We start from the raw sequence: 19,684 nt of genomic DNA on the forward strand, positions 1-19,684 counted from the left end.
CCCACCCTCGTACGGTCCCCCAGCGTGCCACCCCGCCCGGCGCCGCCGCACCGCCCGTGCACCCGAACGGCCCCCTGGCGAAGAGGGGTGGCTGATACGACCGAAGCTTTTCGCAGGGAGAACGCCGCCATGGCACGCGCAGGCGCACGCTACCCGGCGTGCGCTCTGGCCTGAAGCGCCCCCGGGGGCCTGCTCGCGCCCCCGACGGCTCCGGCACAATGGCCGCATGCGAGCAGTGGTGCAGCGAGTGACCGAGGCCAGGGTGACGGTGGCCGGCGAGGCCGTCGGCGCGATCGAGGAGCCCGGGCTCTGCGTCCTGGTCGGCGCCACCCACGACGACACCCCCGCCAAGGCGGCCCAGCTGGCCCGCAAGCTCTGGACGCTGCGGCTGCTGCCGGCGAATGACGAGGGTGTCGAGCAGTCGTGCTCGGACATCGGGGCGCCGCTGCTCGTGATCAGCCAGTTCACGCTCTACGGCGACGCCCGCAAGGGCCGCCGCCCCACCTGGAACGCCGCCGCGCCCGGCCCGGTCGCCGAGCCGCTGGTGGACGAGGTGGTCGCCCAACTGCGCGCGCTCGGCGCCAAGGTCGAGACCGGCCGCTTCGGCGCCGACATGAAGGTCGCCCTGGTGAACGACGGCCCGTTCACCGTCATCGTCGAGGTCTAGGACCTGCCCTACTGCGGGACGATCACGTCCTGGGTGCCCGGCACCGTGCCGGCCAGCAGCACCGCGTCCACCGGGACGTTGCGCTTCACGATGGCCAGCGCGATCGGCCCCAGCTCGTGGTGGCGCGCCGAGGAGGTGACGAAGCCGAGCGCCCGCCCCTGCGGGTCCGAGGCGAGCCGCACCTCCGTCCCGTGCGGGGGCAGCACCTCCTCGGTGCCGTCCAGGTGCAGGAACACCAGCCGGCGCGGGGGCCGCCCCAGGTTGTGCACCCGGGCCACCGTCTCCTGGCCCCGGTAGCAGCCCTTCTGCAGGTGGACGGCGGTGTTCAGCCAGTCCACCTCGTGCGGGATGGTGCGGTGGTCGGTCTCGAAGCCGAGCCGCGGCCGGTGGCCCTCGATCCGCAGCGCCTCGTACGCCCAGACCCCGGCCGCCGGGCCGTAGCCCGCGGTCAGCTCCGCGAGCCCGGCGCGCGGCAGGAAGAGGTCCCGCCCGTACGGCAGCTCGCGGACGGCCGCCGCGCCCTCGGCGGAGGCCGTGGAGCCGGCCGGCAGGTGGACCACCGCGTAGTCGGCGGTCGCGTCGGCGACCTCGACCCGGTACATGAACCTCATGCTGTCCAGGTAGCCGACCAGCGCCTCCTGGGTGCCCGGCTCGACGTGCGCCCAGGTGGTGGTGCCGTCGTCGACCAGGTAGAGGGCGTGCTCGACGTGCCCGTTCGCGGAGAGCACCAGCGCGTCGGTGGCCTGCTGCGGCGGCAGCGCGCTGACGTGCTGGGTGATCAGCAGGTGCAGCCAGCTCAGCCGGTCCGCCCCGGTGACGGTGATGACGCCGCGGTGCGAGAGGTCCACGAAGCCGGTGCCCTGGGAGAGGTTCCGTTGCTCGCGGAAGAGGTCGCCGTAGTGGGCGGCGACGCCCTCGTCGGTCCCCTCGGCGGGGACGGCTCCGGGCAGTGCAAGCAGCGGGCTCTTCAGACCGGTCATACCGGCAAGCTTACGACCGCCCCGAGGCGCGCTCGGCGGTGCAGTCCGCGCAGCGGCCGAAGATGGCGAAATGCTTGAGGTCGGTGTCGAAGCCGTGCTGGACGCGCAGGCTGTCGATCAACGGCTGGGCGATCTCGGTGGCCGTCTCGGTGACCTTCTCGCAGTCCCGGCAGACCAGGTGCAGATGGTGGTGACGGCCGGCCAGGTGGTAGGTCGGGGCGCCGTGGCCGAGGTGGGCGTGCGAGACCAGGCCCAGCTCCTCCAGCAGTTCCAGTGTCCGGTAGACGGTGGAGATGTTGACGCCGCTGGCGGTCTGCCGGACGTGGCAGAGGATGTCGTCCGGGGTGGCGTGGTCGAGTGCGTCGACCGCCTCCAGCACGAGCTGCCGCTGCGGGGTGAGCCGGTACCCGCGCTCGCGCAGGTCGGCCTTCCAGTCGCCGGAGAGCTGCCAGTCGGTGGTGCCGGTGTCCGCCACGGTCCTGTTCCCTGCCCAAACGTCGGGGGTCCTGAACCAAGTGTAGGGACCGGCCGGGGGCCGGTCCCTACACTCGTGCGCGCCGCCACCGGCGCCCGTGCCTACTTGAAGAAGGCGATGCCGTCGTCCGGCAGGTCGTTGATGTCCTTGATCAGCTGGGCCGGCGAGAGCACCTTCCGCAGCTGGGCGGACATGTACGGGCGCAGCGGGACGTTCGGGGCGGCCTTCTCGCCCACCCAGAGCAGCTCCTCGTTGACGAAGCCGTAGAGCCGCTTGCCGCCCGAGTACTCCGGCGAGCCCTCGATCCGGGCCACCGCGTCGGTGGAGACGTCGATCTGCGGCTTGCCGTCGGCCAGCTCGCCGTACCAGATCTCCACCGTGCCGTCGTCACGGACGGACGAGATCTCCACCCCGCGGGCACCGCTGGTGCCGTGCTGGTTGCTGGTGATGCGCCAGAAGGCGTGCTCGTTCTCCAGCGGGCGGACCTTCTCGCCCTCGCTGTTCAGCACCCAGGTGCGGGAGCGGAACTCCAGGAAGGGCCGTCCGTCGTGGCGGATGACGATCTCCTGGCCGAAGTTGCACTTCTCGGTGCCCGGGAAGTCGAAGACGCCCGCGCCCTCCCAGGTGCCGAGGAGGAAGGCGAGCGGGACGACGTCCTTGTGGAGGTCAGAGGGGATCTCGATCATGTTCCTGGTCGCTGTCGTCGGTGCGGGAGTACTTCAACCGTACGGCAGTGCTCAGCGCTGGCCCTGGTAGAGCTTCATCACGGAGAAGATGGCGAACCAGGTGATCAGCACGGCCATGAGGGCCAGCAGACCGTCGAAGAAGATTTCCAGACCGGACACGGGTGGCTCCCATTGCGGCGACAGTGTGGTGGATTTTGCTGCCGCTCACTCTATCCGGCGGGTGGGGACGGGTCTCGGTGAGCCCCACCACGTCGGCGATCTAGGGTGTCGGCATGTCCCAGAAGAAGAAGCTCGTCATCAAGGTGACCGCCGGGGCGGACGCCCCCGAGCGGTGCTCGCAGGCGTTCACGGTGGCGGCGGTGGCCGTCGCCAGCGGCGTCGAGGTCTCGCTCTGGCTGACCGGGGAGTCCTCCTGGTTCGCGCTGCCCGGGCGCGCGGCGGAGTTCGAGCTGCCGCACGCGGCGCCGCTGCCGGACCTGCTGGAGTCGGTGCTGGCCGGGGGCACGCTCACGCTGTGCACCCAGTGCGCGGCGCGGCGCGGGATCGAGGAGAAGGACCTCGTCGAGGGTGCCCGGATCGCGGGCGCGCAGGTCTTCGTCAGCGAGATCATGGCCGACGGCGTGCAGGCGCTCGTCTACTGATCACTGGTGCTCGTGGTCGGGGCGGTCCCGGTCGTGGCCGGGGTCGTCCCACTTCGGGTCCTCCCAGCGCGGGTCGTCCCACCAGTCGTCCTCGGGGTCGCGCCGGTTGGCGAACACCGCCGCCGCCGGCGGGATGACCATCGCGACCACGCACAGCGCCACCGCCGCCGGGACGGAGACGAACCGGACCGCTCCCCAGGCCAGTACGAAGAGGCCCAGGCAGACGCCCATCATGGCGTAGTAGTAGCGGCGCCGCCGTCGTGACTGCACCCTTCCACGGTATGCCCGAGGGCCCCCGCTCGGCAGGGGCCCCCGGTACTGCTGCTTGCGTCGTCCGCCGACGCCGTCGCCGTCGCCGGTCAGACGGCGATGGCGACCTCGGTCAGGTTGCCCTGGGAGGCGACCACCTGGCGGTCCACGGTCTGGCCCGGGATGAGCGCCCGCAGGGTCCACTTGCCCGGGCGGGCGAAGAACCGGAACTGGCCGGTCGCCGAGGTGGGCACCTCGGCCGTGAACTCGTTGTTCTCGTCGAGCAGTCGGACGTAGCCGTTGACCGGCTCACCGTCGCGGGTCACCGAACCCTGGATGATCGTCTCGTTCGCCACGTCAACTCCTGCCAGGTCCGGGCCGCCGGCCTTCGCACCGCACATTGTCTTGTTTCCCTTCTGCCTTACGGGTGGAGCCGGTGGCTCAGTTGCCGAGCTCGATCGGCACGCCGACGAGGCTGCCGTACTCGGTCCAGGAACCGTCGTAGTTCTTCACGTTCTCCTGGCCGAGCAGCTCGTGCAGCACGAACCAGGTGAGCGCGGAGCGCTCGCCGATGCGGCAGTAGGCGATGGTGTCCGTCGCCAGGTCGACGCCCTCGGCCTCGTAGATGGCCTTGAGCTCGTCGTCGCTCTTGAAGGTGCCGTCGTCGTTGGCGTTCTTGGCCCACGGGATGTTGCGCGCGGTCGGCACGTGGCCGGGGCGCTGCGACTGCTCCTGCGGGAGGTGCGCCGGGGCGAGCAGCTTGCCGGAGAACTCGTCGGGCGAGCGGACGTCGACCAGGTTGAGGTTGCCGATGGCGGCGATCACGTCGTCGCGGAAGGCGCGGATCGAGGAGTCGGCGGCCTGCGCCTTGTACTCGGTGGCGGCGCGCTGCGGCACCTCGACGACCAGGTCGCGGGAGTCCAGCTCCCACTTCTTGCGGCCGCCGTCGAGCAGGCGGACGTCGCCGTGGCCGTACAGCTTGAAGTACCAGTAGGCGTAGGAGGCGAACCAGTTGTTGTTGCCGCCGTAGAGGACGACGGTGTCGTCGTTGGCGATGCCCTTGGCGCTGAGCAGCGCCTCGAAGCCGGCCTGGTCGATGAAGTCGCGGCGGACCGGGTCCTGGAGGTCGCTCTTCCAGTCGATCCGGACCGCGTTGCGGATGTGGTTCTTCTCGTAGGCGGTGGTGTCCTCGTCGACCTCGACGATGACGACCTTCGGGTCGTCCAGGCGGGCCTGGACCCAGTCGGCGTCGACCAGGACGTCGCTGCGGCTCATGGTGATGTTCTCCATCCGGGGGCGGTTGGCGGAAGGTGCTCGCTGCTTCGGGTGCTGCTGCTCAGCGGTGGTGCGGGTCGTCCGTCGGCCACGAGTCCGAATTCCTGTCCGAATGGTGGGACGGAAGGCGGTGTGCGGGACGACCGGGCGGTGCGTGGCGGAGTACGGCGGCGACGCCCGGCCAGGAAGGCCGTCGGCGGTCGCCGGAAAGAATCGGCGGCGGGGGCAACTGCCCTGCCTGGACGCCGAGTTAGCGCATTCGACACAGACAGGCGGCCACGCGGCACAGGTCTACCGCCCGCCGCTTCGTGAGGTCCGTCTGTCGCTTCATGCGGACGATGCTAGGGACACCGGACGCCCGCTGTCATCAGCGTATCGAATAGCGAGACTCAGCGGCTCACATGATGGGATTTGACCATTTCATGGGCGTCGGGATCCGGCCGGGGCCGTGACGGCGGGCGTGCGGGGACCGGCCAGGGGGCGGGAACGGCACCGCTCCGCGGCCGGCGCTGGACAGCGCGTCTCGCGGAGCGGAACGACGGGAGGGTGGCGGGGAGAGCGGCGGGAGCCCGGTCGAAAAGCGGTGGGATCAGCCGATGAGCTTGACGTCCTTGCCGTCGAAAGCCAGCTGGAGGCCGTCCTCCTGCGGCGTCACCGAGGACAGGTTCAGCCCGGCCGGCAGTTCGGAGAGGGTGAAGCTGATCGGTTCGAGGGACTTGTCGGACACCCCGACCAGCAGCGAGGCCATCGCGTTCAGCTCGAAACCGTCCACCGTCACCGTGGTGCCCTTGCTGCGCACCGAGGCGTCGCCGACGGGGAACGGCCCCAGCGAGGCCTTGATCTTGCCCGGGCCGCCGTAGGAGAGGCTCAGCCGGGTACCGGCGCCGAGCGAGAGCCGGCCGAAGTTCGGCACCAGTTCCGAGGCCGGCGGCAGCAGGCGGGCGAGGTCCGAGTAGGTGATCAGGGCGGAGCCGGTCCCGTGGGCCACGGTGGCGCTGCTCATGTTGCCGCTCACCTCGACACCGGACAGCCTGGCCCGGAACGCGCGCAGGTCCACCTTGTCCTTGCCCTCGCCGACGGTCAGCCCGTCCGAGGAAATCAGGACGCCGTCCAGCTTCCGTGAGACGACCTGGGTGAGAAAGGGGAAGCCCTCGATCGAGACGTCCGGCTTGGGGCTCATCCAGCCGCTCTTCAGGATCTGCTCGGCCGCCTCGTCCTCGGCGACGCCGACGGCGATCCGGTCCGCGCCCACCAGCACCCCCGAGAGCACGACCACGCCGATCGTCGCCTTCAGCCAGCCGCGCATCGCTCTCCCCCGTCGTCGCCGGTCGCCGTTGCGGCCGCTTCCGCACGACCGTACGACGTCCCGCCCCGGAGCATGGTTCCGGGGCGGGACGGCGCGGCGGCCGTGCCCTCTCTGCGGAGAGGGCCTACAGCAGTGCGGTGGCGATCCAGACCAGCGGTGCGGCGACCGCCAGCGGCAGGGCCACGCCCGCCGTCATGTGCACGAACCGGGAGGGGAAGTCGTACCCGGCCACCCGGCGGCCGATCAGCGCGCCGAGACCGGCCGCCACACCCAGGAACGGCGGCGCGCCGACCGCGAAGCCCAGGCCGACCGCCGCGAGCAGGCCCAGCAGCGCGCCCAGCCAGCGCGGCCCGGGCAGCGGCGCGGCTGCCAGCAGGGTCGCCAGCGCGACCGCGCCGACCGCCGCCGGCACCCAGTCGGCCAGCAGCAGCGCGGTGCAGAGCGCCGTCACCACGGTGGCGGAGCCGAGCACGGTGAGCGCGTAGAACCGTTCCTTCGGATCGGCCGGACGGAACGTCTGCAGCACCAGGACCAGCAGGAAGAAGCCGCCGAGCGTACCCACCACCGCCGCCGTGCCGCCGTCCGCGTCGGCCAGCAGCACCGCCACGTCGGCCACCACACCGGCCAGCGCTGCCAGCGCGATGCCCTGGCGGGCCGGCCACATGCCGTTCAGCCGGAACCAGCCGGCCGCCGTCAGGCCCTGGAGCAGGACGAGCACCAGCGCCAGCGCCACCTGGCCGAGCGCCGCGCCGCCGGCCAGCAGGGCGGCGGCGCCGGCGGTGATCAGGGCCGGTTGGAGGCCGGGGTCGTTGATCGGCGAGCCGGTCCGGACGGGCGCGGCGGGGGCAGCCGCCGGAGCCTGGGCCGGGGACGGCTGGACCGCCGGGGCCCCGGCGGCCGCCGGGAACGGCGGCGCGCCCAGCGACGGGGCCGGGCCGGGGAACGGCGCGGCCGGACGGGCGGGCGCGGCGGGGCCGCCCTGCGCGGCCCGGGCGGCGCGCGCGGCGCGGGCCGCGGCCGGGTCGGTCAGCACGGGAGCCGGTGGCTCAGGGCGCTTCAGCGTCATGGTCGGCTGGTCCAGGCCCTGCCCGTGGTCCTGGACCGGCGCGGGTGCCTGGGCCGGAGCCTGGGCGGACGCGGCCTGGGCGGGCGCGGGGCGCTCCGCCCGACGGTGCGACCGGCCGTGCCGAGCCTCGGTGTACGGCCGGGCCGGCCCCCGGGGCGGCGCCTGGACCGGCGGCACCGGGCCCGACGCCGGGACCGGCGGGAGCAGCGTGGTCGCGGCGGCGTCGTCCAGCGGCGGGACCGGCGGGAGCAACGTGGTCGCCGCCGCGTCGTCCAGCGGCGGCACCGGCGGGAGCAGCGCCGTCGCGCCGTCGTCCGCGCCCGGCCCGGCCCCGTAGGGCTGCTGTCCGTACGGCTGCTGCCCGTAGGGCTGCCCGCCGTACGGCGCGTGCTGCTCCGCGCCGGGGGCGTGCGGCTGCGCCGCGTGCCCCTGCTGCGCATAGGGATCCGGCGCGTACGCCTGCGGCGGGGCGTACGGGTAGGGCGCCTGCCCGGGCTGGGGCTGATAGCCCTGCGGCGGCTGCTGCGGCGACTGCGGCTGCGGCTGTCCGTACGGGTACTGCGGCTGGTACGGCGGCTGCGGCTGCTGGGGCCGGTGCTGGGGCTGCTGGGGCTGTCCCTCGGGGGTTCCGTTCATCCCGGTCACGCCGCTCACCCGCCCGCGAACGGCGGGAGGACCTCGACCGTCCCGCCCTCGGTGAGGGCCACGGTCGCGTGGTCGCGGCCGCCCACGGGCGAGCCGTCCACCAGGTAGGAGCAGTGGCCGAGCAGCCGGACCAGCTTCGGCCGGTCCGCGTGCCGCTCCTCGGCCTGCGCCAACGCCCCGGCCAGGGTCGCCGCCAGGTACGGTTCCTCGGCCAGCCCGGCCTCCGACTTCGCCGCCGCCCAGTAGCGGATCGTGCCGCTCACCTGAACGGCGGCCGCCGGGTCGTGCCCGGTGGTCGCGCCCATGGCAACCCCTTCTCGTCGTCCTCGCCCGGGCCCGGGTGTCCGGCCGGGTCCACCGGCGGAGGCGTCCGCGCCTCGCCCGGAAGGACTACGCGTACGGTGCCGCCGATGTGTCCCCCATGATGTCGTGTCCGCCCGCGCGAGCGGCAATCGCCCTGGCCCGGCGCCCGGCGGCGCCGTCGCGAAGCTGTGGCCGGGCTCACCAGGGGCGCGCCCGAAAAGGCCGAACCGCCGGATTCCGGCCCTCCCGGCGCGGGGGGCCGGTCGGCTATCCTCGATGCCTGAGGGATCCGGGCAGAGTCGCCCCCGGATCCTTTTGTGCTTTCAGGACGCCAGTACGGACGTCCTTGCGAATCGTCGGCCCACCCCCGGCGTTCCGCAGGGACCGCCCCCGCCACACACGGCACAACGAGGTGCCGGGACCGGGCCGGGGCGTCGGACAACCCCGGCTCCGGGCCGCCGCCCGGGACGGGCCAGGACCGGAAGGTTCGCGGATGAGCAGGGCAGAAACGGTGCACCGGGGGTTGCGGGACCTCCGGCGGGTGCCCCGTCCGTCCGCGCCCACCACCGCCCGGTCCTCCGTTTCCTCCCGGACGTCCGTCTCCTCCCCCTCACCAGCACGTGCGCCATCCGGCTGTGGCGGCAGCCGGAACGCGACCGCGACGACCCGGAAAGGGGACTACCGGGTATGAGTTCTCTGCTCCTCCTCACCAACGCGCTGCAACCCTCCGCGGAGGTCCTGCCCGCGCTCGGCCTGCTGCTGCACAACGTCCGGGTGGCCCCCGCCGAGGGCGCCGCCCTGGTCGACACCCCCAGTGCCGACGTCATCCTGGTGGACGGCAGGCGCGACCTGCCGCAGATCCGCAGCCTCTGCCAGCTGCTGCGCTCCACCGGCATCGGCTGCCCGCTGATCCTGGTGGTCACCGAGGGCGGCCTGGCCGCCGTCACCGCCGAATGGGGCATCGACGACGTCCTGCTCGACACCGCCGGCCCCGCCGAGGTCGAGGCCCGGCTGCGGCTCGCCCTCGGCCGGCTCCAGGTGACCACCGACGACAGTCCGATGGAGATCCGCAGCGGCGACCTCTCGGTCGACGAGGCCACCTACTCGGCCAGGCTCAAGGGCCGGGTGCTCGACCTCACCTTCAAGGAGTTCGAGCTGCTCAAGTACCTCGCCCAGCACCCCGGCCGGGTCTTCACCCGGGCGCAGCTGCTGCAGGAGGTCTGGGGCTACGACTACTTCGGCGGCACCCGGACGGTCGACGTGCACGTCCGCCGGCTGCGCGCCAAGCTCGGCGTCGAGCACGAGGGCCTGATCGGCACCGTGCGCAACGTCGGCTACCGGTTCGTCGTCCCCGAGAAGGGGGACAAGGGCGAGCGGCCCGAGCGGGCCGAGCCGCCCGCCCGGCGCTCCCCGGCGGTCCTGGACACCTGACCGGCCGGGCCGGACGGGGCCCGCGCCACCCCGCCCGGCCCGACCGCCGCCGTCCGGCGGCGTCCGGCGCCGTCCGGCGCGACCCGCGTGCCCGACCCGCCTGTCCCGACCCGTCCTGATTCGTCCCGACGCGGCCCGGGCCGCCCGCGCGCCGCTCCCCCGGCGCGGGTCCCCCCACACTGCCCGGCCGCACGCCACACGCGTAGACTCCCCACGTGGCCAAAGTGACGCGCGACGATGTAGCCCGACTGGCTGGTACCTCGACCGCGGTCGTCAGCTACGTGATCAACAACGGGCCGCGGCCGGTCGCGCCCGCCACCCGGGAGAAGGTCCTCGCCGCGATCGAGCAGCTCGGCTACCGGCCGAACAGCGTCGCGCAGGCGATGGCCTCCCGCCGCACCAACCTGATCGGCATGGTCGTCCCGGACGCCCGCCAGCCGTTCTTCGCCGAGATGGCGCACGCCGTGGAACGGGCCGCCTCCGAGCGCGGAAAGCTCGTGCTGATCGGCAACTCCGACTACGTCGACGACCGCGAGGTCCACTACGTCCGCGCCTTCCTCGGCATGCGCGTCTCCGGCCTGATCCTGGTCAGCCAGGGCCCCTCGCAGCGGGCCGCCGAGGAGTTCGCCGCCATGGAGGGCGCCAAGGTGGTGCTGCTGCACCGCCGCCCCGAGGCGATCGACGACGTCGCGGTGGTCACCGACGACGTGGCCGGCGCCGAGACCGTCGTCCGCCACCTGCTGGAGGTGCACGGGCAGCCGTACGTGGCCTGCTTCGGCGGCCCGGTCGAGTCCCCCGCGCCCGGCGACCCGGTGATCGACCACGTCGAGGGCTGGCAGCGCGCCATGGACGCGCACGGCCTGCCCACCGCGCCCTACCTCGTCGACGCGCCCTTCCACCGCTACGGCGCCTACGACGTCGCGCTCGACCTGCTGCGCTCCGACAAGCGCCCGCCGGCGATCTTCTGCTCCACCGACGACCAGGCCATCGGCGTGCTGCGGGCCGCCCGTGAGCTGGGCCTGCGGGTGCCGGAGGACCTCGCGGTGGCCGGCTTCGACGACGTGCCGGAGGCCGCGCTCGCCGACCCGCCGCTGACCACCGTCGCCTCCGACCGCGACGCGATGGCCCGGGCCGCGGTGGACCTGGTGCTCGACGACTCGCTGATGGTGCCCGGCTCGGACACCGAACGGGTCCGCACCTTCCCGTCGCGCCTGGTCGTACGGCGTTCCTGCGGCTGCCCGCCGGAAGGCGCCGGCTCGTAGCCTGACCAGGCTTTATGAGAAGTCAACGGGCTTCTCGGGGCGTTCTGAGCGGGCTCTCACGCGATTCTCATCCAGCGGGCGGACGTTGGTCGCCATGAGCGATCACCAGCAGTGGCGGCACCGTACCGGCGGCGAGCAGTACGACGGCCGGTACGGGTACCCGCAGCCCCAGGTCATCCCGGGCACCGTCCTCGGCAGCAGCACCCACGAGGGCCCCGGCCACGACGGCATGGCCTACGACGGCACGGCGTACGACGGTGCGACGTACGACGGCACCGGGTACGGCAGCCCCGCCCACCCCGCCGCCGGCACCCCGCCCCCTCCCCCGGCCCCGCCGTTCCCGCCCGAGGCTGCCGCACCCGCCTCCCCCGGCGGCGGCGCCGGCCACCGCGCCCGGCGCGGCCTGCTGCGCGGCCGGCTCGCCCTGGCCACCGCCGTCGCCGCGATCGCCGGCCTCCTCGGCGGGGTCACCGGCGGCGTGGTCGCCGCCCAGGACCACGACTCCGCCGCCCGCACCGGCACCCTCGCCAGCCCGGTCGCCGCCCGCTCCGACGGCAGCGCCGACGTCGCCGCCGTCGCGGCCGCCGTCTCGCCCAGCGTCGTCCAGATCACCGTGCAGACCGCCGGCGGCACCGCCACCGGCACCGGCGTGGTGCTCACCGGGGACGGCCGGATCCTCACCAACTACCACGTGGTCTCCGGCGCGGCCGCCGGCGGCCCGATCACCGTCACCTTCCACGACGGCTCCACCGCCCGGGCCGCCCTGACCGGCACCGACAAGGGCCTGGACGCCGCCGTGATCACCGCGTCCGGCACCAAGGGCCTCACCCCCGCCGTCCTCGGCGACTCCTCCGCCGTCGCGGTCGGCGACCCCGTCGTGGCCATCGGCAACCCCGAGGGCCTGACCGGCACCGTCACCTCCGGCATCATCAGCGCCGAGCACCGCGAGGTCACCGTCCAGGTCGACGAGGGCACCACCAGCGGCAACGGCGGCTTCGGCTTCCCCACCCTGCCCGGACTGCGCGGCACCGCCCCCACCCCGCAGAGCGGCGGCGAGACCGCCACCTACCAGGCCTTCCAGACCGACGCCGCGCTCAACCCCGGCAACTCCGGCGGCCCGCTCATCAACGCCAACGGCCAGGTCATCGGCATCAACTCGGCCATGTACTCGCCCAGCGGGTCCAGCGCCACCGCCGGCGGCGGCGGGGCCGGCAGCGTCGGCCTCGGCTTCGCCATCCCGATCGACGACATCAAGCAGGTGCTTCCGGACCTGCAGTCCGGCCGGAACGTCTGACCACGTCCGACAATTGACCGAGCAGGCCCTCCCGCCACCAGAAAGGCAACCACCGATGACCTCGTCCGCCGACGACCGCACCCCCGCCGAGCCCGGGCAGCACACCTCCGCCCGGCTCCTCGTGGTCGACGACGAACCCGCGCTCCGGGACGCCCTGGAGAGCAGCCTCGCCTTCGAGGGCTACGAGGTCGCCACCGCCACCGACGGCTACGAGGCCCTCGAATCCGTCGAACGCGAGCGGCCGGACCTCGTCCTGCTCGACATCATGATGCCCCGGATGGACGGCCTCACCGCCGTCCGCCGGATGCGCTCGCGCGGCGACACCGTCCCGGTGCTGATGCTCACCGCCCGGGACGCCGTCGGCGACCGGGTCACCGGCCTGGACGTCGGCGCCGACGACTACCTCGCCAAGCCCTTCGAACTCGACGAGCTGCTCGCCCGGGTGCGCGCCCTGCTGCGGCGCAACGCGCTCGCCACCGAGGCCGCCGCCCGGGCGGCGGCCGTCGAGGAGGAGAGCGACGTCCTCTCCTTCGCCGACCTGCGGATGAACACCGCCACCCGCGAGGTCACCCGGGCCGGGCGGACCGTCGAACTGACCCGCACCGAGTTCATGCTGCTGGAGATGTTCCTCGCCCATCCCCGCCAGGTGCTCACCCGCGAGCAGATCCTCAAGGCGGTCTGGGGCTTCGACTTCGAGCCCTCCTCCAACTCGCTGGACGTGTACGTGATGTACCTGCGCCGCAAGACCGAGCAGGGCGGGCTGCCCCGGCTCATCCAGACCGTCCGCGGAGTCGGCTACGCGCTCCGCCCCGACGCCGGTTCACCCGCGTGAGCCCCACCGTCCCGCCGCCCCCGCTCACCCCGCCGCGCATCCCGCTCCGGAGCCGCCTCACCACGTGGTACCGCGCCCGCTCCCTGCGCACCCGCCTCACCTTCCTCACCGCGGCGGCGGTGGCGGTGGCGATCGCGCTCTCGGCGCTGGCCTGCTGGTTCATCGTGGAGGAGCGGATGTACGGCGTGGTCCGCAGCGACCTGGAGAGCGTGCAGGGTCCGCCGCCCCGGCTCAATCTCGAGGCCTGCGCCGCCACCCCGCAGGCGGCTCTGAAGAACGTCCCGGCCGCCCCTCAGCTGCCACCCAACGCTCCCGCGGCCTCCCGTGACACCCAGTTCGTCGTCGTCGTCGGCCAGAAGCCGGTCGTCTGCCTGCCTCCGTCGGCCACCAAGGCCATGGACACCGAACCCGGCGACCTCCGGGCGCTGGACCTGAAGCCCAACCAGTTCCTCATCCGGGACGGGCACTACACCGACGGCAAACCCGCCATGATCCGCATCAGCTGGGGCCCGTTGAACCTCACCGGCCAGCCCACGCTGATCATGGTCGCCGCACCGACCTCGGCCATCGAGGACTCCCTGCGCCAACTCGCCTTCATCCTTGGCGGCGTAGCCATCGGCGGCATCGCCCTCGCCGCCGTCGCCGGACGGCTGGTCGCCCGGTCCGCGCTCAAGCCCGTCGACCAGCTCACCGACGCCGTCGAGCACATCGCCCGCACCGAGGAGGTCGGCACCACCATCCCCGTCCAGGGCGAGGACGAGATCGCCCGGCTCTCCACCTCGTTCAACTCCATGAGCACCGCGCTCGCCAACTCCCGCGAGCGGCAGACCCGGCTGATCGCCGACGCCGGGCACGAGCTCCGCACCCCGCTCACCTCACTCCGCACCAACGTCGACCTGCTGATCCGCAGCGACGACACCGGCCGCCCGCTCCCGCCCGCCACCCGCACCAAGCTGCTCGGCAACATGAAGGCCCAGATGCAGGAGCTCACCGTCCTGATCGGCGACCTGCTCCAGCTCTCCCGCCCGGACTCCCCCAAGCCGGTCCGCACGCTCTCCGTGGTGGCCCTGCACGAGATCGCCGAACGGGCCGTGGAGCGCGCCGAGTTGCGCGGGCCGGGGCTGGTCTTCGAGACCGCCACCGCGCCCTGGTACGTGCACGCCGACGCCGCCTCCCTGGAGCGGGCGGTGATCAACCTGCTGGACAACGCGGTGAAGTACAGCCCGCCCGGCGGCACCATCGAGGTCCGGCTCGACGGCGGCGTGCTCACCGTCCGCGACCACGGCCCGGGCATCCCCGCGGAGGAGCTCCCGTACGTCTTCGACCGCTTCTGGCGCTCCCCCTCATCCCGCCAACTCCCCGGCTCCGGCCTGGGGTTGTCGATCGTCGCGCAGAGCGTCCGGGAGGCCGGCGGCGAGGTGTCGCTCGGCCCGGCCCAGGACGGCGGCCCGGGCGCCCTCGCCACCGTCCGCCTGCCCGGCGGCCCCACCCCCGCCTAGGGCACAGAAGAAGGGCGGGGCGCCCCGAAAGCGCCCCGCCCCCCTATCGGCTCACGGCCGGATCACACCGGCTCAGCCGGTGGTGGAACCCGCCGCGATGACCTTGATCCGGTCCTGTGCCGGGGCCTTCAGCGGCGCGGAGGCCGAGCTGTTGGCACCGAGGTAGGCGGCGAAGACGTCCAGGTCGGAGGCGCCGACGAGCTTGTCGGTGCCGGCCGCGAAGGCCGGGAAGCCGTCGCCGCCACCGGCCAGGAACTCATTGGCCGCGACCCGGTACTTGGCGGCCGGGTCGATCGGCGCGCCGTTGAGACGGATCGAGTCGACGACGACCCGGTCCGCACCCTTGTTGCGCATGTCCAGGGTGTAGCCGAGGCCCTTGGACGGCTGGAGGATCTTCGGCGAGGCCTCGTTGGAGCCGCTGACCTGCTGCTGGAGCAGCTGGACCAGCTGGGCGCCGGTCAGCGTCTTGACCTGCATCATGTTGGTGAACGGCTGGACGGCGAACGCCTCGCCGTAGGTCACCACGCCGTCGCCCTCGGCTCCGCTCGCCCGGTGGACGAGGTCGGAGCGGATGCCGCCGGGGTTCATGAAGGCGACCTGCGCGCCGCCCTTGTCGGCGGGCGCCAGGCCCGTCTGCTGGGCGTCGGCGATGACGTCGCCGAGCGGCTTCTCGGGGTCGTTGTTGCCACGGCCGTTGATGTCCGAGGCGATGTAGCCGATCGGACGGTTGGCGATCGGGGCGGCCAGCTTCGAGTAGCGGTCGATCAGCTGGGTCATGTCGGGGGCCTTCTCGGCCGTCCGGCGCACGATGTGGTTCTCGGCCTTGACCGACGGGCGCACGATGGAGCCGCTGGTCTTGTCGAGCTTCAGGTTGATCTCGGTGTACAGCCGGCCGAAGGAGGCGGCGCTGGTGACCGAGCGCGGCACGCCCTGCGGGTCCGGGATGGTGCAGGCGTACGCGTTGTGGGTGTGGCCGGTGACGATGGCGCCGACCGCCGGGTCGATGTTCTTGGCGATGTCGACAATCGGGCCGGAGATGCCCTGCCCGGCCGCGCCGCAGTCGTAGTTGTAGGTGCTGCTGGCCGGCAGGCCGCCCTCGTGGATCAGCGCGACGATCGAGTTGACGCCCTTGGCCTTCAGCTCAGCGGCGTACTTGTTGATCGTGGCGACCTCGCCCGCGAACTTGAGGCCCTTGACGCCCTCGGCGGTGACGATGTTCGGCGTGCCCTCCAGGGTGACGCCGATGAAACCGACCTTGATGCCCTGGGACTTGGTCACCCAGTACGGGGCCAGCACCGGCTTGCCGGTCTTCTCGCTGGTCACGTTGGCCGACAGGTAGTTGAAGTTGGCACCCTTGAAGGTGCGCCCCTCCTCGTAGCAGCCGTCGGTCGGGTGGCAGCCGCCGTCCTGGAGGCGGAGCAGCTCGGCCGAGCCCTCGTCGAACTCGTGGTTGCCGACCGAGCTGACGTCCAGGCCCAGCTTGTCCAGCGCCTCGATGGTGGGCTCGTCGTGGAAGAGCGCCGAGGTCAGCGGGGAGGCGCCGATCAGGTCGCCGGCGGCGACGGTGATCGAGTCGTCGGCGGGGATGCGGGCCTGGCGCAGTGCGGTGGCGAGGTACTCGATGCCGCCGGCCGGGGTGCTGACCGGCTGGCCGGTGGCCGGGTCGATCTCCCGGATGGTGCCGGCCGAACCGGCCGGGGGCTCCAGGTTGCCGTGCAGGTCGTTGATGGCCAGCAACTGGAGGTTGACGGTCTTGGGCTTCTTGGCGGTCGCGGCCTGGGCCGCGGACGGCATGGCCACCGTGCCGACCAGGCCGGCCGCGGCGACGACGGCCAGCGCCGACCGTCGGGTTCTGACGGAGAGCATGTAGGGGGTCCCCTGCACCTGTGAGAGCGCCCACCTGTGGACAGGCCCGGGCGCGCGAGACGAGTGTCGTTGCGCGAGTGCAGCCTAGGGTCAACGCGCGTAGCTGTCAGGCCCCCGGACGTAACGACCGGGTTACCTACTGACGAATCGTCGTCGGACTTTCCGCATCGGCCCCACCGCCGGCAGCGCCGTCCCCGGGGCCCGCGGGGCCCGCCCGGGGCCGGCCCCGCGGCCCGGTCTCAGACCCCCGGCTCTGCCGCCAACTGCCGCTCGGCGCGCACCCGTTCGGCCACCGCGTCCTCGGTCATCGCGCGGTCGGTGTAGACCAGCGGACGCTCCGCCTCGGTGATGATGTGCTTCACCACCTGGACGTTGCCGTTGACGTCCCAGACCGCGATGCCCGGCGAAAGTGTGGGGATGATCTCCACCGCCCAGCGCGGCAGGCCGAGCACCCGCCCGGTGGCTCTCGCCTCCTCGGCCTTCTGCATGTAGATCGTCCGGGTGGAGGCCATCTTGAGGATCGCCGAGGCCTCCCTGGCCGCCGCCCCGTCCACCACGTCCGACAGGTGGTGCACCACGGCGACGAAGGACAGGCCGAGCCGGCGGCCGAACTTCAGCAGCCGCTGGAACAGCTGTGCCACGAACGGGCTGTTGATGATGTGCCAGGCCTCCTCGACCAGGAAGATCCGCTTCTTGCGGTCCGGCCTGATCCAGGTGTGCTCCAGCCAGACCCCGACGATCGCCATCAGGATCGGCATCGCGATCGAGTTGCGGTCGATGTGCGACAGGTCGAAGACGATCAGCGGCGCGTCCAGGTCGATGCCGTCGGTGGTCGACCCGTCGAACATGCCCCGCAGGTCACCGTCGACCAGCCGGTCCAGCACCAGCGCGACGTCCAGGCCCCACGACTGCACCTCGTCCACCGCCACGCCCAGCGACTCCACCGACGACAGGTCGGGGTTTCGCAGGGTGTCGATGATGTCGTCCAGCACCGGCTGGCGGCCGCGGACCGTCGCCACCACGTGCGCGTGCGCGGCCTTCAGCGCGAAGCCGGCCCGCTCCTCCAGCCCGCGCCCCATCGCCACCTCGACGATGGTGCGCAGCAGCGACAGCTGCCCGGTCTGGGTGATCGCCGGGTCCAGCGGGTTGAGCTTCACCCCGCCGTCCCGGGCCGCCATCGGGTCCAGCCGGATCGACTTTATGCCCAGCGCATTGGCGATCAGGTTCCACTCGCCGACCCCGTCCTCGCCCTGCGCGTCCAGCACCACCACCTGGCGGTCCCGGAACCGCAGCTGGCGCAGCACGTACGTCTTCTCCAGCGCCGACTTGCCGTTGCCGGACTCCCCCAGCACCAGCCAGTGCGGGGCCGGAAGCTGCTGGCCGTACAGCTGGAACGGGTCGTAGACGTACCCTTTCCCGCTGTACACCTCCCGCCCGATGATCACCCCGGAGTCGCCCAGCCCCGGCGCGGCGGTCGGCAGGTACACCGCCTGCGCCTGCCCGGTGGACGTGCGCACCGGCAGCCGGGTGGTCTCCACCTTCCCGTACATCAGGCTGGTGAACGCGTCGGTGAGGTTGCCGATCGCCATACGGGGGCCTCCAGATCAGTCGCTCGGCCGGTGTCCGCTCAGCGGCGGATACCGGTGGCGAACGGCAGGGTGTTGACGAACGCGCGGTGGTGCTCGCGGTCGCACCACTCCAGTTTCAGGTAGCTCTTGCCCGCCGAGGCCCGGATCGTCCGCTTGTCCCGGGCCAGCGCGTCGGGATTGCGCGAGGAGACCGTGATGTAGCCGACCAGGTTGACCCCGGCCGCGCCGGACGCCAGGTCGTCACCGCGCTGGTCCACCCGGCCGCTGTGGGCCAGGTCGCGCGGGTCGACGGTGCGGTTCATCTTGGCGGCGCGGCTGGCCTCCGCCTCGTCGTTGGTCTTCTCGGTGAGCATCCGCTCGATGGCGACGTCGGTGGGCTCCAGGTCCATCGTCACCGCCACCGTCCGGATCACGTCCGGGGTGTGCACCAGCAGCGGCGCCAGGAAGTTGACGCCGACCGGGGTCAACGGCCACTCCTTGACCCACGCGGTGGCGTGGCACCACGGTTCCCGGGTCGCCGACTCGCGGGTCTTCGCCTTCAGGTACTGCGGGTGGGTCGCGTCCAGCTCGGCCGGCCAGGCGTTGCGCTTCGACATCGCCTGGATGTGGTCGATCGGGTGGTCCGGGTCGTACATCGAGTGCAGCAGCGAGGAGAGCCGGGCCTGGCCCAGCGGCTGCCGCACCCGGATGTCCGCCTCCGCCAGCCGCGCGCAGATGTCGGTCAGCTCGCGCGCCATCACCGCGGCCAGTCCCTCGTCGTCCCGGGCCCGCCGCCCGGTCGCGGTGCGGCCCATCGCGTGCGCCTCGGCCGCGAGGTCCCGGGTGTAGTGCATGCACGCCACCAGGTACGCCCGGTGCTGCTCCGAGGAGGTCGACACCATCGACTGCAACTGGTCGTACGAGTCCTTCAGCCAGCGCGGCGCGTCCGGGTCCCCGCGCCGCTCCACGTCCTTGGCGTGCGCGTCCGGATCGGCCGGCAGGGTGCGTGCCAGGATCTGCAGCCGGGTCACGAAGCCGTCCCCGTTCGCGACGTGCTTCAGCAGCGTCCCGAACCGGTCGACCAGCGCCTCCTGGTCCTCCGAGTCGCGCAGCCCGACGCCCGGGCCCTCGATCTCGATCGCCGCCGTCACCGTGCGCCGCTCCAGGTGCATCAGCACCCCGACCTCGTCCGGTCCGAACGGCGCCGACAGCCAGCGCAGCCGCCCGACCCCGGGCGGCGGCCCGATCTCCACCTCGCGGCCGTCCAGCCGCGTCCCGGCGTCCATCGCGTCCGACTTCCACACCGCCCGGCCGCTGCGGACCGTCCGCCGGTAGGTGCGGTTGATCTCCACCCACTTGTAGAACGTCCGGCGCCGGTAGGGCACGTACACCGCCGCGATCGCCATCGCGGGCAGGCCCACCAGGCCGCCGAGGCGCAACGGCAGGACCGGCATCATCAGGCCCCAGACCATGCCGAGGAAGGCCCCGAAGATGATCAGCACGATCTCGCCGGACTCCCGGTTCCGGCCGATCGGCGCGTTCGGGCGGGCCTTGCCGATCAGGTAGGTACGGCGCTGGTGCACATACGGCTGGGCGTACTGGGCACCGTACTGGCCGAGCGGTTCGCTGCTCACTTACC

Annotated in this window: 20 protein-coding genes; 7 read left to right on the plus strand and 13 right to left on the minus strand. The window is 72.8% G+C overall.

Features of this window, described 5'->3' with window-relative positions:
- Positions 1 to 226 precede the first annotated feature (226 nt).
- Positions 227 to 667 carry a D-aminoacyl-tRNA deacylase gene (gene dtd / locus ACFZBX_RS30625; protein ID WP_391537072.1) on the plus strand — a complete coding sequence of 147 codons (441 nt, stop codon included), beginning with the start codon at positions 227 to 229 and terminating at the stop codon, positions 665 to 667.
- Between the two features lie 8 nt (positions 668 to 675).
- Here dtd and ACFZBX_RS30630 read toward each other — a convergent pair whose 3' ends face one another.
- The 3 genes from ACFZBX_RS30630 to ACFZBX_RS30640 form a co-directional block, all read right to left on the minus strand.
- The gene (locus ACFZBX_RS30630) at positions 676 to 1,638 is read right to left on the minus strand and encodes a YgfZ/GcvT domain-containing protein (RefSeq protein WP_391537101.1); all 963 of its coding nucleotides are present in this window, start codon (positions 1,636 to 1,638) and stop codon (positions 676 to 678) included.
- Between the two features lie 19 nt (positions 1,639 to 1,657).
- On the minus strand, positions 1,658 to 2,122 hold the full coding sequence (locus ACFZBX_RS30635; RefSeq protein WP_391537073.1) for a Fur family transcriptional regulator: 465 nt from the start codon (positions 2,120 to 2,122) through the stop codon (positions 1,658 to 1,660).
- A gap of 101 nt (positions 2,123 to 2,223) precedes the next feature.
- Positions 2,224 to 2,808, minus strand: coding sequence for an FABP family protein (locus ACFZBX_RS30640; protein ID WP_391537074.1), 585 nt, complete (start codon positions 2,806 to 2,808; stop codon positions 2,224 to 2,226).
- Positions 2,809 to 3,080: 272 nt separating this feature from the next.
- Here ACFZBX_RS30640 and ACFZBX_RS30645 point away from each other — a divergent pair, with 272 nt between their 5' ends.
- Complete coding sequence (locus tag ACFZBX_RS30645) at positions 3,081 to 3,449, plus strand: DsrE family protein (protein ID WP_350553178.1); 369 nt, start codon at positions 3,081 to 3,083, stop codon at positions 3,447 to 3,449.
- Here the strand turns inward: ACFZBX_RS30645 and ACFZBX_RS30650 are convergent, their stop codons facing one another.
- The 7 genes from ACFZBX_RS30650 to ACFZBX_RS30680 all read right to left on the minus strand — a co-directional run bounded on the left by ACFZBX_RS30650 (position 3,450) and on the right by ACFZBX_RS30680 (position 8,295).
- Complete coding sequence (locus ACFZBX_RS30650; RefSeq protein ID WP_391537075.1) at positions 3,450 to 3,719, minus strand: DUF3099 domain-containing protein; 270 nt, start codon at positions 3,717 to 3,719, stop codon at positions 3,450 to 3,452.
- Between the two features lie 89 nt (positions 3,720 to 3,808).
- Positions 3,809 to 4,099: a DUF1416 domain-containing protein gene (locus tag ACFZBX_RS30655; RefSeq protein WP_344343425.1), complete on the minus strand. Its 291-nt coding sequence runs from the start codon at positions 4,097 to 4,099 to the stop codon at positions 3,809 to 3,811.
- Between the two features lie 40 nt (positions 4,100 to 4,139).
- Positions 4,140 to 4,973 carry a sulfurtransferase gene (locus tag ACFZBX_RS30660; protein WP_380751620.1) on the minus strand — a complete coding sequence of 278 codons (834 nt, stop codon included), beginning with the start codon at positions 4,971 to 4,973 and terminating at the stop codon, positions 4,140 to 4,142.
- A gap of 250 nt (positions 4,974 to 5,223) precedes the next feature.
- Positions 5,224 to 5,304 carry an Ms5788A family Cys-rich leader peptide gene (locus tag ACFZBX_RS30665; protein WP_350517234.1) on the minus strand — a complete coding sequence of 27 codons (81 nt, stop codon included), beginning with the start codon at positions 5,302 to 5,304 and terminating at the stop codon, positions 5,224 to 5,226.
- A gap of 258 nt (positions 5,305 to 5,562) precedes the next feature.
- Positions 5,563 to 6,279 carry a DUF2993 domain-containing protein gene (locus tag ACFZBX_RS30670; RefSeq protein ID WP_391537076.1) on the minus strand — a complete coding sequence of 239 codons (717 nt, stop codon included), beginning with the start codon at positions 6,277 to 6,279 and terminating at the stop codon, positions 5,563 to 5,565.
- A gap of 124 nt (positions 6,280 to 6,403) precedes the next feature.
- Positions 6,404 to 7,990, minus strand: coding sequence for a hypothetical protein (locus ACFZBX_RS30675; RefSeq protein ID WP_391537077.1), 1,587 nt, complete (start codon positions 7,988 to 7,990; stop codon positions 6,404 to 6,406).
- Positions 7,991 to 7,995: 5 nt separating this feature from the next.
- Positions 7,996 to 8,295: a MoaD/ThiS family protein gene (locus tag ACFZBX_RS30680; protein ID WP_391537078.1), complete on the minus strand. Its 300-nt coding sequence runs from the start codon at positions 8,293 to 8,295 to the stop codon at positions 7,996 to 7,998.
- 685 nt (positions 8,296 to 8,980) lie between these two features.
- On the opposite strand from ACFZBX_RS30680, the gene ACFZBX_RS30685 reads away from it, so the two are divergent.
- From ACFZBX_RS30685 to ACFZBX_RS30705, 5 genes are all read left to right on the plus strand, one after another.
- Positions 8,981 to 9,724, plus strand: coding sequence for a response regulator transcription factor (locus ACFZBX_RS30685; protein WP_391537079.1), 744 nt, complete (start codon positions 8,981 to 8,983; stop codon positions 9,722 to 9,724).
- Between the two features lie 215 nt (positions 9,725 to 9,939).
- A complete protein-coding gene (locus ACFZBX_RS30690; RefSeq protein WP_391537080.1) occupies positions 9,940 to 10,986 on the plus strand; it encodes a LacI family DNA-binding transcriptional regulator in 1,047 nt (348 codons plus the stop codon).
- 94 nt (positions 10,987 to 11,080) lie between these two features.
- Positions 11,081 to 12,280 (plus strand): S1C family serine protease, encoded by a 1,200-nt coding sequence (locus tag ACFZBX_RS30695; protein ID WP_391537081.1) that lies wholly within the window; start codon positions 11,081 to 11,083, stop codon positions 12,278 to 12,280.
- Positions 12,281 to 12,335: 55 nt separating this feature from the next.
- Positions 12,336 to 13,112, plus strand: a complete 777-nt coding sequence (locus ACFZBX_RS30700; RefSeq protein WP_391537082.1) for a response regulator transcription factor — start codon at positions 12,336 to 12,338, stop codon at positions 13,110 to 13,112.
- Complete coding sequence (locus ACFZBX_RS30705; protein WP_391537083.1) at positions 13,109 to 14,611, plus strand: sensor histidine kinase; 1,503 nt, start codon at positions 13,109 to 13,111, stop codon at positions 14,609 to 14,611. The genes ACFZBX_RS30700 and ACFZBX_RS30705 overlap by 4 nt, the downstream gene beginning before the upstream one ends.
- A gap of 72 nt (positions 14,612 to 14,683) precedes the next feature.
- Here the strand turns inward: ACFZBX_RS30705 and ACFZBX_RS30710 are convergent, their stop codons facing one another.
- The 3 genes from ACFZBX_RS30710 to ACFZBX_RS30720 all read right to left on the minus strand — a co-directional run bounded on the left by ACFZBX_RS30710 (position 14,684) and on the right by ACFZBX_RS30720 (position 19,679).
- A complete protein-coding gene (locus tag ACFZBX_RS30710; protein WP_391537084.1) occupies positions 14,684 to 16,477 on the minus strand; it encodes a bifunctional metallophosphatase/5'-nucleotidase in 1,794 nt (597 codons plus the stop codon).
- A 239-nt stretch (positions 16,478 to 16,716) separates the two neighbouring features.
- Positions 16,717 to 18,066: an ATP-binding protein gene (locus tag ACFZBX_RS30715; RefSeq protein ID WP_391537085.1), complete on the minus strand. Its 1,350-nt coding sequence runs from the start codon at positions 18,064 to 18,066 to the stop codon at positions 16,717 to 16,719.
- 38 nt (positions 18,067 to 18,104) lie between these two features.
- Entirely contained in the window at positions 18,105 to 19,679 is a 1,575-nt protein-coding gene (locus tag ACFZBX_RS30720; RefSeq protein ID WP_391537086.1) for an SCO6880 family protein, read from the minus strand.
- Positions 19,680 to 19,684 lie beyond the last annotated feature (5 nt).

This window comes from Kitasatospora sp. NPDC008115 (assembly GCF_042957205.1).
Lineage (GTDB): Bacteria > Actinomycetota > Actinomycetes > Streptomycetales > Streptomycetaceae > Kitasatospora.